Source organism: Streptomyces sp. NPDC050147 (genome assembly GCF_040660195.1).
In the GTDB taxonomy this organism is placed as follows: Bacteria; Actinomycetota; Actinomycetes; order Streptomycetales; family Streptomycetaceae; genus Streptomyces.
Map to the genome: position 1 here is coordinate 105,880 of NZ_JBFALJ010000017.1, position 14,157 is coordinate 120,036.

A 14,157-nucleotide genomic window follows, 5' to 3' on the forward strand; every position below is an offset into this window, starting at 1 on the left:
CCGGGGTTCTCTGTCACAAGAGCACGAGGGGCGGCGTCTTGTGCGCGACACGGACATGAGATGTAACAGGCGGGAGCCACGATGGACGAGCACACCGAGCGAGTCACCGGCGTGACGGGGCACAGCCCTCGCTCCGAGGGGACGGACTCCGCCACCGAGGCGTTCGTCGCCCATCGCAACCTGTTGTTCACCGTTGCCTACGAGATGCTCGGCTCCGCCGCCGACGCCGAGGACGTCCTTCAGGAGACCTGGCTGCGCTGGGCGGACGTCGACCACGACACGGTCCGGGACCCGCGTGCCTTCCTGGCCCGCATCACCACGCGCCAGGCGTTGACCCGGCTGCGTACGCTGCGTCGACGCAAGGAGTCCTACGTCGGCCCCTGGCTGCCCGAGCCCCTGCTGACCGCGCCCGATGTCGCCGAGGACATCGAGCTGGCCGACAGCGTCTCCATGGCGATGCTGCTCGTACTGGAGACGCTCACGCCGACCGAGCGGGCCGTGTTCGTACTGCGCGACGTCTTCGATCTCGGGTACGACGAGATCGCGCAGGCAGTCGACAAGACCCCCGCCGCGGTCCGGCAGATCGCCCACCGCGCACGGGCCCACGTCGCGGCGCGCCGACCGCGCGAGGCCGTCTCCCCGGCCCAGACACGCAGTGCGCTCGAGGCTTTCCAACAGGCCGTCGAAACGGGGGACTTGCAGAGGCTGCTCGACATGATCGCACCGGACGTCGTGCTGCTGACCGACGGCGGCGGAGTCGTACAGGCCGCACTGGAGCCCGTCGTGGGCGCCGAAGCGGTGGCCAACGTGTTGAGCAGGCTCACGACCGTGACCTTGCAGCCGGCACAGGTCAACGGTCACCCGGCGCTGATCCTGCGCGCGGGCGGCGAAATCGACACCGTCCTGGCGGTGCGCCTCGAGGCCGGCCTCATCACCGGGTTTTACGCCGTCCGCAACCCCGAGAAGCTGTCGCGTATCAACCAGGAGACCGCAGTGGGCCGCTGAGCCCGAGCGGGCCCGCTCTCACGAGCTGGGGGTCGATCGACCCTGAGTCAGGCCTTGATCTCAAGTCCAGTTGAGGTTCCATGATGATCGGCATGGAGACAACAGTCATTGATCAGGAGACGCAGCAAGCCGAGATCGAAGCGATCAAGCAGGTGATCGCCACGCTCGAGCACTCCCAACAGAAGGAGCTGCCCGAGGAGTTCGTCGGCCTCTTCCGGGCCGACGCGATCTGGACGACGGGCCACGGCAAGTACCTCGCCGGCCGCGATGAGATCTCGTCCTTCACGCACCAGGTGCTGCCTGGCGCCATGAAGGACTCGACGGCCACGTACGAGGTGGTGGACGTGCTGTTCATCCGCCCCGACGTCGCCGCGGTCAAGGCACACGCACAGTACTGGACGCTGGCAGGGGAGCCGATCGGGAACGCGGGCTCCCCGCTCTACGTGATGGCCAAGGAGGACGGGCGATGGCGCCTGGCCGCCTGCCAGAACACAGAGGTCCTCACCCCGTGACGTGAGGCGGCGGTGCAGCGCCGGCCAGCCGTAGAGACCGACTGCCTATTAGTTACGTGGAATCAAGCGCCGCAGGATGCACCTCGTACCCTGCGGCGTCTCCACGTACTGAGGAGATCCGTCAGGACGGCCGGCTCCGGCTGGTCGCACGCAGCCCCCTTTGTCCGCCGCCTGCGTCAGGAAGATGGGCGCCGTCCTCGCACAGGCAGACGCCGAACACCCGTGGCGTGACGTCATGTTCTCCGCGGACTGGAGCACACGCGGCGTGCTCGAGCATCGATGCGCACAGCCAGCGGCCATAGTTGAGTCCGAAGGAGATTCAGCGGCAGATGCCGGCAGATACCGCACTCAGTAAGAGTGCAGGGGACAAGGAGAGAAAGCGATGAAGGATGAATCAGTCCCCGGCGAGCCGACGGTCGTCGACCGGGCTACCTTCCAGGCCGAACTCGACCATCTGCGCACCCGGGAGAAGGCACACACCCGGGAAGGCGACGCGATCGCCGCGGCCCGTCGGCGCCTGCCCATGGTGGAGGTTGACCCCGACCTCGAGTTGATCGGGCCAAGCGGGCCGCTCACCCTGCGCGACGCGTTCGAAGGCCGCCGTCAGCTCGTCGCCTACTACTTCATGTGGTGGCCCGCCCGACACGCACCCGAGCAGTGCGAGGGCTGCACGTTGTTCCTCAGCCAGGTCACCGAGCTGTCCTACCTGCACTCCCGTGACATCACCTATGCGGTCTTCAGCCAGGGCCGCAACACCGCGTTCGGCCCCGCCGACCCACAGGTCTCCTACGACGAGAGCCTCCGCTACCGCGACTTCATGGGCTGGACCATGCCGTGGTACTCAGCACAGCCCTCCCTGGACACGCTCCTCGTCGGTCGTGAAATCGGTCTGTTCCACCTCGTGTGCTATCTCCGAGAGGGCGACCGCGTCTTCGAGACCTACTGGACCAACCGCCGCGGCGTGGAGGCGATGGACTACAGCTACGCGCTCATGGACCTCGCCGTCTACGGGCGCCAGGAGCCATGGGAGGATTCACCCCCCGGTTGGCCGCAACACTGCTCCATGAGGACCGACAGCGGCCCACCCGGATGGTCGCCAGTGTCGGACGAGTCGGGCGGACGCCCCATCGCCCAGTGGCCGCGACTCGACGCCGGACACTCCGACCACCTTGCCGCTGGACGGCACACTGGCGAATCGCGGTTCTCGAGGTGACGGAACGCGCACCCCAGGGTGGACGAACCGGCTTCGCGGGGCAGAGCGCAGTACACCTCAGGACTGTTCTGTCAGGAAGCCCACCACGGCGTCCAGGAATTCCGCCTGCCCTTCGACGTTCGCCATGTGCACCGTGGGCAGGACGGTGAACCGCGCGCCGGGGACGGTCGCGGCGAGGTCCTTGCCGTGATCGACGGACGTGACGGTGTCGTGCTCGCCCGCGATGACCAGCGTCGGGTTGCGGATGAGAGTGGCCGTGCGGCGCAGGTCGAAGTCGCGCACCGCGGCCCAGCTCCCGGCCACGCCCTCGCGCTGCGTGGCGAGCAGGGTGCGGCGGAAGCCCTCGACGACCTCGTTGTCGCCTCGCAGCATGTGGGCCGGGAACCAGTTGCGCAGGAAACCTTCCGCGGTGACCTGCATGTCGGGTGCTTCCAGCAGTTCGGCGATCGGTCGGTCCCACTGATTGGCCGGGCCGAGGTGCGCGGCGGTGTTGGAGAGCACCAGGCGGTCGACGCGCTCCGGAACGTGGATCCCCAGCCACTGCGCGACGATTCCGCCCAGAGACAGGCCCAGCACGTGCACCCGCTGCAGGCCCAGCGCGTCCAGCAGCTCCACCACGTCGCGCCCCAGCCGGTCCAGGGAATACGGGCCGTGCGGGACAGCGGAGGCGCCGTGGCCACGCGCGTCGTAGCGCAGCAGCCGGAAGTGCTCGGTCAGAGCGGACACTTGGCCATCCCACATGTGGAGATCGGTACCGATGGAGTTCGAGAGCAGCAGCACCGGCTTGGTCTCGTCACCGTCGAAGCGGTAGGCGATACGGACGCCATCGCCGGTGGTGATGGCGGTACGGGTCTGAGAAGTCATGTCAGCTCCAGTGATCTAGCGGCTATGCACTCACCTTATGAAGACCACCCACAGAGGTCTATTACAAAGATCAGAAGAGCTCTGTAAGCTCGCTGAACAATGTCGAACTTCACGCTCCACGAGTTGCAGTGCTTCAACGCAGTTGTGCTCGACGGCGGCTTCCAGGCCGCCGCCGAGCGGCTGCACCGCTCGCACCCTTCCGTGTTCGCGGCAGTCGCCAAGCTGGAGCGCCAGCTGGGTCTGGACCTGTTGGATCGCTCGGGCTATCGGGTTCAGCTCACCGAGGCGGGGCACGCCTTCCACCGCAAGGTTCGCTTCCTGCTGCACGAGGCCGAGGAGCTGCAGACCTACGCCGCGCAGTTGGCGATGGGTGAAGAAGCCGAACTGCGCGTGGTGCTCGGGGACCTGTGCCCACTGCCACCGGTGTTGGAGAAACTCAGCCGCTTCTTCGCGCAGTGCCCGCAGACACGACTGCACCTGCAGTTCGAGACGGTCACCGGGCCCTGGGAGCGGCTGCTGGAGGACGAAGCCGACCTCATCGTGCACCGCGTCCCCAAAAGTGACGTGCGGATGGAGTGGATCGATCTCGGCCGCGTCGCGCTGGTGCCCGTCGTGGCGCCCGGCTTCCTGCCCTTCCCCCCGGACACCGACATCACACCGCAGCGGATGCAGGCCTTCACTCAATGCGTGGTCCGGGATTCGGCGCGGCATCCGTCTGAACAAGGCCATTTCCTGGTCGAAGGCGCGCCCCGGAGCTCCGTTCCTGACCACCTCATGAAGAAGGAGCTGATCTTGCACGGCATGGCGTGGGGACACGTGCCCCGATTCATGATCGAGACCGAGTTGCGTGACGGAAGCCTGATTTCCATCGCCGGACGGCACTTTCCCGGTGTGGTCGAGGAACTCTCGGCAGCTCGCCGGCGCGACCGCCCGCACGGACCAGTCGCCGACCAGCTGTGGGACTTCTTGGCCCGCCATGCACCGGCCCTACGGCCGACGCTAGGCCGTGTACCCAAGGGGAATTGAGTACCGGGACGCTACAGGTGACATCGCCGCGCTCGGCCGTTGCCCAGCCGGTGACAAGGTAACCGCGGTGCGATACGCCGGAGTTGGGTGGTTTCGTTCCGTGCGTGGCAGGCTGTTGCTGGACCCCTCTTTCGCTGGGTGTATGTCCTGGTGGTGGGCGCTCTACGGCGGTCTGCGGCGAAGATGGTCTGCGGCGAGGACGATCAGGCGCCCCGCCGCTCGTGATGTGGTCTGCGCCTTCCTGACGGACGTGCGAGCCCTTCAGGAACTTCCGGTCTCCAGCCGTGTGATGGACAGGGGGCAGCTGGTGGTGAGTGAGCTGGTGACCAACACCCGCAAATGCGCGTCCGGGCCGCGTCTGGTCACGCTGGAAGCCAAGGCGGCGCAGTCGAACTCGCCTCACTGGGCGCGGCACTCGCGGAGGCGCTGTCCGGGGTGCACGCGGCGGGGCTCACGCACCGTGACCTGAAGCCGTCGAACATCGTCATCGGCCGGGACGGCCCGAAGGTCCTCGACTTCGGCATCGCGAAGAGCGCGGCCGAGGAGAGCCTGACCGCCGCCGACGAGGCGATCGGCTCGCCCGGCTTCATCGCCCCGGAGCAGCTGGCCCGTGACGGTGAGCCGGGCCCCGCCGCCGATGTGTTCGCCCTCGGCGCGGTCCTGACCCTCTCGGCCACGGGTCGCGCCCCGTTCGGCATGGGCGGCGCGCCCGCGGTCCTGTACCGCACGCTGCACGACGAGCCCGACCTGGAAGGCGTGCCGGAACCCTCCTGGCGCGCGTTCCTCGGCCGCTGCCTCGCCCGGGATCCGGCGGACCGGCCGCCGGTCGGGGAGATCCTCACCTGGTGCGGGGCGCGGGCCGCCGACTCGCCGTGGTGGGAGCGGGAGCCGGTGTCGGGGCTCGTGCGCCGCCATGAGGACGAGGTCGCGGAGCTGGTCGCGGGCGCGGAGGAAGAGGAAGGGGAGGCGGGGGCGGCGAGCCCGCCGCCGTCTGCCACCGGGACCGATGCACCGCCACCACTGCCGTCTGCCACCGGGACCGATGCACCGCCACCACTGCCGTCTGCCACCGGGACCGATGCACCGCCACCGCCGCCGTCCGCCACTGGAACCGATTCACCGCCGCCGCCGTCCGCCACTGGAACCGATTCACCGCCGCCGGAAGCGTCCGCTACCAGTACCGGCGCACCGCCACCGGAAGCGTCCGCCACCAGTACCGGCGCACCGCCACCAAAACGGTCCGCCACCAGGACCGACGCACCGCCACCAAAACGGGGCGGCGAAGCCGCGGACGGGGATCGGGGCGCGGTCCGGTTGCGCGGCTGTCGCCAAAGCCGACGCCACAGCCGCGACACGGGGGAACCCGGCCCGAGGACGGGCCCGACCAGCACCGGCCGGACCCCTCGCACTGACCGCGCCTTCGGCACCTCACCGAACGGGAACCGGACACCGACCTGCCCGGCGACTTCGAGGCCCCGACTACCCTTTGACCGCCTCCAGTGCCACATCCGCCTCCTTCAGCGCCCCCGCGCCCACCTTCAGTGAGTCGTACACGAAGTGGACCCGCGCGTTCTCGATGCCGCAGAACCGCGAGATCCCGTCGCGGAGGGTCCGCCCCACCACCTCGTCCCATCCCAGCTCAAGGAACTGCTCTTCTTCGTAGCTGACCAGGGCGAGCCACAGCATCCGCTTGCCCCGCAGGCGGGGGGTACTGTGCCCGTACGCGAAGCCGTAGTTCCACACCCGGTCGATCCAGCCCTTGACGATGGCCGGCAGCCCGAACCACCACAGCGGGAACACCACGACGATCGTGTCCGCCGCCTCGACGCGGCGCATATGGGCCCGTACCTCCGGGGTGTACTCCTTGTCCCGGTTCTCCCAGTCCGGTTCATCCGCCGGCCAGGTCAGCGGATCGAAGCTCTCGGCGTGCAGATCGAGCATGTCGACGCTGAAGCCGTCCGCCGTGAGCCGGGCGCGGGCCCGCTCCGCGAGCTGTGCGGTGAGCGAGTCCGACCTGGGGTGGCCGACGACCACCAGCGCGCGCTTGCTCATCGACGGCCGCCCTCGAGACGGACCAGCATCTTGCCGGTGTTCGCCCCGCGCATCATGCCGAGGAACGCGGCCGGCGCCTGCTCGATGCCTTCGGTGACGGTCTCCTGCGTGTGCAGCGAACCGTCGGCGAGCCAGGCGGCGGCCTTCCCGATCCACTCGGGGAAGAGCTCGAAGTAGCTGCTGACGAGCATGCCGCGCAGAGTGACTTCCCTGGCCGCCGCTCGGAAGAGGTTGTTGGGACCCGACGCGGGCTCGGTCGCGTCGTAACCACTGATCGCGCCGACGAGTGCGATGCGGCCACCGGGGCGTATCGTGCCGATCGCGGCCTGGAGGTGGTCGCCGCCCACGCTGTCGAGGTAGACGTCGATGCCCTCGGGGGCGGCCTGGGCCAGCTGTTCGGCGAGGGCGCCTTGACGGTAGTCGACGGCCGCGTCGTAGCCGAAGCCGTCCAGCAGCTTCTTGGTCTTGGCGGGGCCGCCCGCCGAACCGATCACCCGGGACGCGCCGAGCTTCCTCGCCAGCTGCCCGGCCACACTGCCGACGGCCCCGGCGGCGGCGGACACGAACACGACGTCACCCTCCTTGACCGGCGCGACCCGGGTGAGCGCGGCGTACGCCGTCAGGCCGGTGGTGCCCAGAGCGCCCAGGTAGTCCTGCGGGCGGGCCAGGGCCGGGTCGACCACCGTCGCTCCGGCCGCGTCCACCACGGCGTACTCCCGCCAGCCGAGGAAGTGGGAAACGGTCGCGCCGACCGGGATGGACGCGTCACGCGAGGCGACGACCTCGCCGATCGCGCTGCCCTCCATCGCGGCGTCCAGGGCGAAGGGCGGGATGTAGGAGGGGGCGTCGTCCATGCGGCCCCGCATGTAGGGGTCGACGGACATCCAGGTGTTACGGATCACGACCTGCCCGTCGGCGGGCTCGGGCACGGAGGTGGTGACAAGGGCGAAGTCCTCGGGGACGGGGGCGCCGACGGGGCGGGAGACGAGGTGGATCTCACGGGAGCGGAGTGTCTCGGTCATGGGTTGCTGCCTCTTCAAGTCGTTTCGTTCGGGCTGATGTGGCCACTTTGGAGGGCACCGCGCACGAACCGCTGACGGATCACGCACGGCCGCCCGACAGCGCTTCCGGACGCCGCCCAGCAGCCCTTCCGGACGCCGCCCAACAGCCCGTCCAGGCAACGCATTAGCGTGAGCGGCATGCGATTCGACGTGCTGGGACCGATGAAGGTGACGACCGACAACGGCGCTGCCGTGGCCGTACCCGAGCCCAAGGTGCGTGCCCTGCTGGCCTGTCTGCTGGTGCACCACGGGCGGCCCGTCGCCGTCGACCGCCTCATCGACGACCTGTGGGGGGAGGGCAGCATGCCCGCCAATCCGGTCAACGCCCTGCAGACCAAGGTCTCCCAGCTCCGCAGGGTCCTGGACAACGCCGAGACCGGAGCCCGCGCCCTGGTGGTGTACGGGCCCGCGGGCTATGCCTTGGGCGTCCCCGACGAGGCGGTGGACGCAGCCAAGTTCGCCGCGCTCACCACCGCGGCCCGCGCCACCGACGACACGCGTGCGAAGGTGACGCTGCTCGCGGAAGCACTGGATCTGTGGCGCGGGGACGCTTATGCCGACTTCCAGGACGCGCGGTTCGTGAAGGCGGACGCCGCCGGGCTGGAGGAGCAGAGGCTGACGGTGATCGAGGAGCTCGCCGAGCGGAAGTTGGAGTTGGGTGAACATGCCGCGCTGGCAGACGAGTTGGCCGGCCCGATAGCCCAGCACCCGCTGCGGGAGCGGCTGCGTGCCGCCCAGATGCGAGCCCTGTACCGGGCGGGGCGGCCGACGGAAGCGCTCGACGCCTATCAGGACCTCAAGCAGCGGCTGGCCGACGAGCTGGGTCTCGACCCGGGGCCCGAGCTGGTCGCGCTCCACCAGTCGGTCCTGGAACAGGACCCCGCGCTGGCAGCCGGACCCGCCGCGCACAAGGCCGCCGTCGATGTCCCCGGGCAGCCGCCCGCCGCACCGCCCCGCACGAACGCACCGCCCCGTACGAATCTGCCCGCTTCCGTCACCAGGCTCATCGGGCGCGAGGAAGAGGTCCGTCGTGTCTGCGCCCTCGCTCGCGAGGCACGGCTGGTCACGCTCACGGGACCCGGCGGCGTGGGCAAGACGCGCCTGGCGCTGGAGGCCGCGGCGCGGCTCGCGGATTCCTTCCCCGACGGGGTGTGGCTGGTCGAACTCGCCGCCGTCGGGAGCGGGAGCTCGCCGGTCGCGGAGAGCGTCGCGGCGGTACTGGGCGTACGTGACGACTCCCCTTCCAGCGCGGATTCCGGGCAGGCGGTCGGGGCGACGCCCGGCATGAGCGCCGACCGCATCGCCGCAGCGGTCGGCGAGCGGCGGATGCTGCTGCTACTGGACAACTGCGAGCACGTCGTCGACTCCGTCGCCGATCTGGTCCGCCGGCTCCTGAGCCGCGCGCCCGGCCTGCACACCATCGCGACCAGCCAGGAACCGCTGGCCATCGCGGGCGAGACCCTGGACGCGATCGCGCCGCTGGCCGAGACCGACGCCGTACGACTGTTCGCCGCCCGAGCGCGTGCGGCGGCACCCGGCTTCGAGCTGGACGACGAGAACGCCGAAGCCGTCGCCCTCATCTGCCGCCGCCTGGACGGCATCCCGCTGGCTCTCGAACTGGCCGCCACCCGGGTGCGGGCTCTGGACGTGCACTCCCTCGCCGACCGGCTGCACGACCGCTTCCGCCTCCTCAACCAGGTACGCCGTGACGCCCCCGCCCGCCAGCGGACACTGCGCACGATGATCGACTGGAGTTGGGAGCTGCTGACCGCTCCGGAGCAGAGCGTGCTGCGCCGACTGTCCGTCTTCCGGGGTGGATTCGACCTCGGTGGAGCGGAAGCTGTGTGCGCGGTCGGGCAGGTGCCCACGGATGCGGTGCTCGACCTGGTCGGGCGCCTGGTGGACCGCTCTTTGGTGGTGGCCGACGCGGCGTGCGCCGCGTCCGGCGAAACCCGCTACCGGATGCTCGAATCCGTGACGGCGTACGGCGCAGAACGTCTCGAAGCGGCGGACGAGACCACGGGGACACGCCTGCTGCACGCGGCCTACGTCGCCGACCTGACCGAGCTGGCCGAGCCGCACCTCTACGGCCCCGACCAGCGCCGGTGGCTGCGCACGCTCGACGGCGAGGCCGCCAATGTGGGCGCGGCCCTCGACACCGCCGTGGACGTGGGCGACACGGCACTCGCACTGCGCCTGGTCAACGCCATGTCCTGGTACTGGTTCCTGCGCGGGCGCCTGGGGGAGGCGTGCCGTGCGCTGGATCTGGCGCTGGGTTGCCCGGGCGGCCCGGACACCGCCCGGCAGAGCGCCCGCGCCAGACGCGCGGCCTTCGCGCTGCTCACGGGCGACGGCACGCTTGGCGGGGACAGCTCGTACGACGAGAGCTTCGAGGGCGCGGACACCCGGGCCCGGTGGCTGGTGGACTTCTCCCGATGCGGTTTCGACGTCGGGGCGCCACCGGAGGATCCGCTCGACGGGCTGCTGGTCGAGTTCCGCGCGAGGGGAGACCGCTGGGGTATCGCCGCGGTCCACAACTCCCGCGCGACTCGGGCGGGTTACCGCGGCGACCTGGCGGAGCTGCGGCACAACGCACACGAGAGCGCGGCGCTGTTCGATGAACTCGGCGACCGCTGGGGGCATCTGAGAGCGACGGAACACCTGGGCGTACTCGCAGAGATCGCCGGTTCGTACGAGGAGGCGGCCCGCCTGCACCAGGACGGTGTGCGCAGCGCGCAGGAGCTCGAACTGTGGACCGACGTCTCCTTCCGTCTGGCCCGACTCGGACGCGTGGCGCTGCTCAACGGTGACGACGCGCGCGCCACCGAGTACCACGAGCAAGCGCGCCGCCTGGCGGTGGAGCAGTCGCACCGGCCCGCGGAACAGTTCGCCGAGACGGGCCTGGCTCTCGGCGCCCGCCGCCGCGGGGACTTGGACACCGCCGAGAAGCACCTGCGCCCGTGGCTGGATTGGAACCGCCGTCTCGGTGTCGACTCCGGCGCCGCGTTGATCCTCGCGCAGCTCGGTTACGTCGCCGAGCAGCGTGGTGACGCGGCTGGTGCGCTGACGCTCCACCGGGAGGGCCTGGCGGCGGCCCGCAGGACGGCGGACCCGCGAGCGGTGGCCATGGCCCTGGAAGGGCTGGCGGGGGCGCATGCGCTCGGGGGAACGATGACCACGGCAGCCGAACTCCTGGGCACGGCCGAAGCGCTGCGCACCTCGTTGAACGCCGACCTGCCCCCGGCCGAGCGCGCCGACGTGGAGCGCGCGGCGGCGCTGGCGAGAGGGGCGCTGGGCGAGGCGGAGTTCGAGACGGCGACCGCCCGGGGACGAACTCTGCCGCCGACAGCGCACGGATGACATGCAGCTCGCCGGCCCCTGGGTCATGGGCCCGCCCGCCGACCGCGAAGGCGCACTCGCCGTCCTGAGCGAGACCGTCGGCCTTGGCATCACCCACATCGACACCGCCGACGCCCACGGGCCGCACATCTCCAACCAGCTGATCCGCGAAGCCCTGCACTCGTACTCCGACGCGCTGCACATCGTGACCAAGGTCGGCGCGACCCGGGACCAGGAGGGAGGCGCAGATCGACCCGGACGTGCTGCCTGCGCTGCACACGGCGAACTTGGTGATCGTCAACTTGGCCGGGCGGCGCCTCTTCGGGCGTGAGGCCTTCGCTTCGGCCATGACCGAAGCGCTCTCGTCACCGTTCAAGGACATCCGGAGCTCGCTGGAGGTCGACGACATCCGGTTCACCACCCCAGACGTCGCTGTCGTCAGCCTCACCAAGACCGTCCATGACGAACGGTCCGAGACGGAGAGCTCGCCCGAGCTGCCCTCGGTCGGTGTCATGACCTACGTTTTGACCCGCCAGGGCGACGACTGGCGCATCGCCCTGGCCCAGACGACGCCGGTCCGCTGAGCGGCCGCTGTGCCGCCCAGAGCGCGCTTTCCGCGAAAGCCATGCCGTTTGAGAAACCGACCCATCAGCGTTCCCAAACGACATGGCGACTCCGCAGGTCGAAAGCCCGTCGTCTCACGGATGCCCTGCGACAGGACAGGAGGGCACGGGACTGGCCGGCTACGTGACCGCGGCGAATCCGGCCGTAATTCGAACGCATAGGCCTCCTGCGTCAGGGGCACCGTAGTCGGTGCAGACCAACCTGAATGGCATGAAAGGGGAGAATCCCGATGCTCATGGCACACCCCGCGGTCCTGGAAGAGCTGATCGAGGAGTACGAGGCGCTGCGGACGCTGCACGCCGAGAGCGGCACCGAGCAGGCCCGACAGCGTCTGGACGACATCGCCTACACCTTGTGCGTGTCCACCGGCACCCGTGACATCGACGCCGCGCTCGTCGCCGCACGCCATCAGCTGCCCGGTGCTCGCGTGAGGGACGATTCGCTCCTCACCGCCTGAACCTCCCTGCACGGCGAGCCCGCGGGACCATGATCCAGAGCCTGCGGGCCGGGGAGGCGGCTGGCGTTCCGACAGACATGCGGGACCGACGGATCTGTTAGGTAATGGATGACCGACGTCCCATGGAGGGCTGCGATGCACGTCCCATGGAGGGCTGCGATGCCGTGATGCCCTGGCCACGTCCGGTCCATCAGTGACGAGGAGCAATCCCCCATGACCGTGAGGAAGCAGCGGTTCGCATCGGGCGGAGCGATCGCGACCTGCTCGAGCCCTCGCGCAGCACATTCATGCCGTTGCCCGGAGTATTACCCGAGGGTCGCCCGTGCCGAGTAAGTCGCTGCCCTGGCTCCAGGAGGTACTGACACGGACGCGGGCAGGAGCCGCCGGGGAGCACCCCGAAACCGTCGCCGGAGACGCTCGTACCGAAGCCCTCGATCTGGCCCTCATGATCGGCGAGGGGCTGTTGGCGAACGGAGCGTCGGCCGAAGAGACCGAAGCCGGCATGCTGGTGGCGGCCGCGGCGTACGACCAGCGCCACTGCGAACCACATGTCACGCTCGCCGTCGTCTCCATGACCTACCGCTCCGAGAACGGTGACGCGCCCGTCACCGTCTCGCGTCCGCTCCGTTCGCAGGCCACCGACTTCACCGCTCTCCAACGGACCCACCAGCTCGTCCAGCACATTCACGACGGTCGGCTGACACTGGCGCAGGCCCGCAACCGCGCCGCGGCGATCGTGGCGGCAGCCAGGCCTGCGGCGAAGCCGTCGGCCTCCCGGCGCGTGCGGACGGCTGTGCTGCAGTCCGGGCTGGTGGCCGCAGGGGGCACCGTGCTGGTGGACGGCGACGCCGTGATCACCGCGTGTTCCCTGGCCGCGGCCACCCTGGGGGCGCTGGTCGCCGCCTGGCTCGGCAAATACGGTGTGCCCACTTTCTATCGGTTCGCCTGCGCGGCAGTACCGGCCGCGTTGGTGGCGGCACTTCTTGACCTGGAAAGCCATGTACAGGCTCAAGCAGTCGTCGTCGGCGGACTGTTGGCCATGCTGCCCTCTCTGTCCATCATCAGCGCCGTTCAAGACAGCCTGACCGGGCATTATCTGGCGGCTTACGTCAGGTTCCTGGATGCGTGCATCGTTTTCCTCGGCATCGTCGCGGGAACCATCCTCACCCTGACCTTGGTGGCCCAGTTGCGGGCAGGCGCCCCCCTCGATCCACCCTCGAACGACCCTGAACTCTCCTTGTCCTGGCGCGTGGTGGGCGCACCGGTGTTCGCCGTCGCCATGGCCGCCCGGATGAACGTGCCCCGCCGGGCCTGGCCCGCGATCGCTCTGATCAGCGTCGCCGGTCTCGCCACCTTCGTGGAGATACGCGAGATGGGCTTCCCGCGCCTGTTCTCCACGGGGCTGGCAGCCGTCGTCGTCGGTGTACTTGGCCAACTGGCCGCCCGCCCCAAACGTGTGTCGGCCCTGCCCCTGGTTGCGCCGGGCGTTGCCCCGTTGCTTCCGGGCATGGTCATGTACCGGGGATTGCGGGAGACGGCCGACAACCGGCTCGCCTTGGGTCTGGACAGCCTCGCCGAGGCATTGGGCACCTGTCTGGCATTGGCCGTGGGGGTCTGTGCTGCCGGGGAGATATACCTGCTCATCAGGCAGCTTCGGGCCGGCCGCCCAGCCCCGGACACCGCGGGGCCCGAACAACCACGCTGACCGTCGCGTTCGCCAACCGGTGGTTCGTTGGAGCGGGCGGCAGAGGCCAAGAAGTCTGCCGGGGCCTGGCCGCGGCGCAGCGACAATCCGCGGCAGGACCTGCCACGGGCCGCCCGCCGTCCTCATGGAGAGGGCCGGCACCCGCGGCGCCCTGCTTCCACAATCTCTACCGGGACTTCCTCGCCGATAGTGCCCATCTGATCGACCTGCGGTTCGTCCCATCCGAGCGGAGGGATGTCACATTCGGTGCCGTCGCTCTCCTCCCACATGAAAAGAGACCAGTCTGGACGACGCCACCA

The 14,157-nt window shown here is 69.7% G+C and carries 12 protein-coding genes and 1 pseudogene; 10 read left to right on the top strand and 3 right to left on the bottom strand.

All coding sequences use genetic code 11. The features are described from left to right. The first annotated feature begins 81 nt into the window (after positions 1-81). The 3 genes from AB0I94_RS25205 to AB0I94_RS25215 all read left to right on the top strand — a co-directional run bounded on the left by AB0I94_RS25205 (position 82) and on the right by AB0I94_RS25215 (position 2,730). Positions 82-1,005: an RNA polymerase sigma-70 factor gene (locus AB0I94_RS25205; RefSeq protein WP_363311903.1), complete on the top strand. Its 924-nt coding sequence runs from the start codon at positions 82-84 to the stop codon at positions 1,003-1,005. An 80-nt stretch (positions 1,006-1,085) separates the two neighbouring features. Further along, complete coding sequence (locus AB0I94_RS25210; RefSeq protein WP_363311904.1) at positions 1,086-1,517, top strand: SgcJ/EcaC family oxidoreductase; 432 nt, start codon at positions 1,086-1,088, stop codon at positions 1,515-1,517. Between the two features lie 382 nt (positions 1,518-1,899). Continuing rightward, the gene (locus tag AB0I94_RS25215; protein ID WP_363311905.1) at positions 1,900-2,730 is read left to right on the top strand and encodes a DUF899 family protein; all 831 of its coding nucleotides are present in this window, start codon (positions 1,900-1,902) and stop codon (positions 2,728-2,730) included. A gap of 57 nt (positions 2,731-2,787) precedes the next feature. Here AB0I94_RS25215 and pcaD read toward each other — a convergent pair whose 3' ends face one another. Next, positions 2,788-3,594 carry a 3-oxoadipate enol-lactonase gene (gene pcaD / locus AB0I94_RS25220; RefSeq protein WP_363311906.1) on the bottom strand — a complete coding sequence of 269 codons (807 nt, stop codon included), beginning with the start codon at positions 3,592-3,594 and terminating at the stop codon, positions 2,788-2,790. A 99-nt stretch (positions 3,595-3,693) separates the two neighbouring features. Between pcaD and AB0I94_RS25225 the strand changes: the two genes are divergently transcribed. Both AB0I94_RS25225 and AB0I94_RS25230 read left to right on the top strand, forming a co-directional pair. Then, positions 3,694-4,620, top strand: coding sequence for a LysR family transcriptional regulator (locus AB0I94_RS25225; protein ID WP_363311907.1), 927 nt, complete (start codon positions 3,694-3,696; stop codon positions 4,618-4,620). Positions 4,621-4,959: 339 nt separating this feature from the next. Next, positions 4,960-6,165 carry a protein kinase gene (locus tag AB0I94_RS25230; protein WP_363311908.1) on the top strand — a complete coding sequence of 402 codons (1,206 nt, stop codon included), beginning with the start codon at positions 4,960-4,962 and terminating at the stop codon, positions 6,163-6,165. Here the strand turns inward: AB0I94_RS25230 and AB0I94_RS25235 are convergent. Both AB0I94_RS25235 and AB0I94_RS25240 read right to left on the bottom strand, forming a co-directional pair. Then, positions 6,100-6,672: an NAD(P)H oxidoreductase gene (locus tag AB0I94_RS25235; protein WP_363311909.1), complete on the bottom strand. Its 573-nt coding sequence runs from the start codon at positions 6,670-6,672 to the stop codon at positions 6,100-6,102. The genes AB0I94_RS25230 and AB0I94_RS25235 overlap by 66 nt on opposite strands. Further along, positions 6,669-7,694: an NADP-dependent oxidoreductase gene (locus tag AB0I94_RS25240; protein ID WP_363311910.1), complete on the bottom strand. Its 1,026-nt coding sequence runs from the start codon at positions 7,692-7,694 to the stop codon at positions 6,669-6,671. Before AB0I94_RS25240 ends, AB0I94_RS25235 begins: the two co-directional genes overlap by 4 nt. Before the next feature lie 177 nt (positions 7,695-7,871). Here AB0I94_RS25240 and AB0I94_RS25245 point away from each other — a divergent pair, with 177 nt between their 5' ends. The 5 genes and pseudogenes from AB0I94_RS25245 (at position 7,872) to AB0I94_RS25265 (ending at position 13,858) form a co-directional block, all read left to right on the top strand. Continuing rightward, positions 7,872-11,093 (top strand): BTAD domain-containing putative transcriptional regulator, encoded by a 3,222-nt coding sequence (locus tag AB0I94_RS25245; protein WP_363311912.1) that lies wholly within the window; start codon positions 7,872-7,874, stop codon positions 11,091-11,093. Position 11,094: 1 nt separating this feature from the next. Then, a pseudogene (locus AB0I94_RS25250) lies at positions 11,095-11,316 on the top strand (aldo/keto reductase); the annotation flags it as partial. A 46-nt stretch (positions 11,317-11,362) separates the two neighbouring features. Beyond that, positions 11,363-11,656 (top strand): SgcJ/EcaC family oxidoreductase, encoded by a 294-nt coding sequence (locus AB0I94_RS25255; protein ID WP_363311913.1) that lies wholly within the window; start codon positions 11,363-11,365, stop codon positions 11,654-11,656. Between the two features lie 269 nt (positions 11,657-11,925). Next, positions 11,926-12,153 carry a DUF5133 domain-containing protein gene (locus AB0I94_RS25260; RefSeq protein ID WP_363311914.1) on the top strand — a complete coding sequence of 76 codons (228 nt, stop codon included), beginning with the start codon at positions 11,926-11,928 and terminating at the stop codon, positions 12,151-12,153. A 445-nt stretch (positions 12,154-12,598) separates the two neighbouring features. Then, positions 12,599-13,858, top strand: coding sequence for a threonine/serine exporter family protein (locus AB0I94_RS25265; protein ID WP_363311915.1), 1,260 nt, complete (start codon positions 12,599-12,601; stop codon positions 13,856-13,858). The last annotated feature ends 299 nt before the right edge of the window (positions 13,859-14,157 follow it).

Excerpts from the sequence above, each read along its gene's own strand:
- AB0I94_RS25210 (WP_363311904.1), top strand. The coding sequence starts at position 1,086 with ATGATGATCGGCATGGAGACAACAGTCATTGATCAGGAGACGCAGCAA.
- AB0I94_RS25260 (WP_363311914.1), top strand. The coding sequence starts at position 11,926 with ATGCTCATGGCACACCCCGCGGTCCTGGAAGAGCTGATCGAGGAGTAC.
- AB0I94_RS25230 (WP_363311908.1), top strand. The coding sequence starts at position 4,960 with ATGCGCGTCCGGGCCGCGTCTGGTCACGCTGGAAGCCAAGGCGGCGCA.
- AB0I94_RS25225 (WP_363311907.1), top strand. The coding sequence starts at position 3,694 with ATGTCGAACTTCACGCTCCACGAGTTGCAGTGCTTCAACGCAGTTGTG.
- AB0I94_RS25205 (WP_363311903.1), top strand. The coding sequence starts at position 82 with ATGGACGAGCACACCGAGCGAGTCACCGGCGTGACGGGGCACAGCCCT.
- AB0I94_RS25265 (WP_363311915.1), top strand. The coding sequence starts at position 12,599 with ATGATCGGCGAGGGGCTGTTGGCGAACGGAGCGTCGGCCGAAGAGACC.
- AB0I94_RS25215 (WP_363311905.1), top strand. The coding sequence starts at position 1,900 with ATGAAGGATGAATCAGTCCCCGGCGAGCCGACGGTCGTCGACCGGGCT.
- pcaD (WP_363311906.1), bottom strand. The coding sequence starts at position 3,594 with ATGACTTCTCAGACCCGTACCGCCATCACCACCGGCGATGGCGTCCGT.
- AB0I94_RS25235 (WP_363311909.1), bottom strand. The coding sequence starts at position 6,672 with ATGAGCAAGCGCGCGCTGGTGGTCGTCGGCCACCCCAGGTCGGACTCG.
- AB0I94_RS25240 (WP_363311910.1), bottom strand. The coding sequence starts at position 7,694 with ATGACCGAGACACTCCGCTCCCGTGAGATCCACCTCGTCTCCCGCCCC.
- AB0I94_RS25245 (WP_363311912.1), top strand. The coding sequence starts at position 7,872 with ATGCGATTCGACGTGCTGGGACCGATGAAGGTGACGACCGACAACGGC.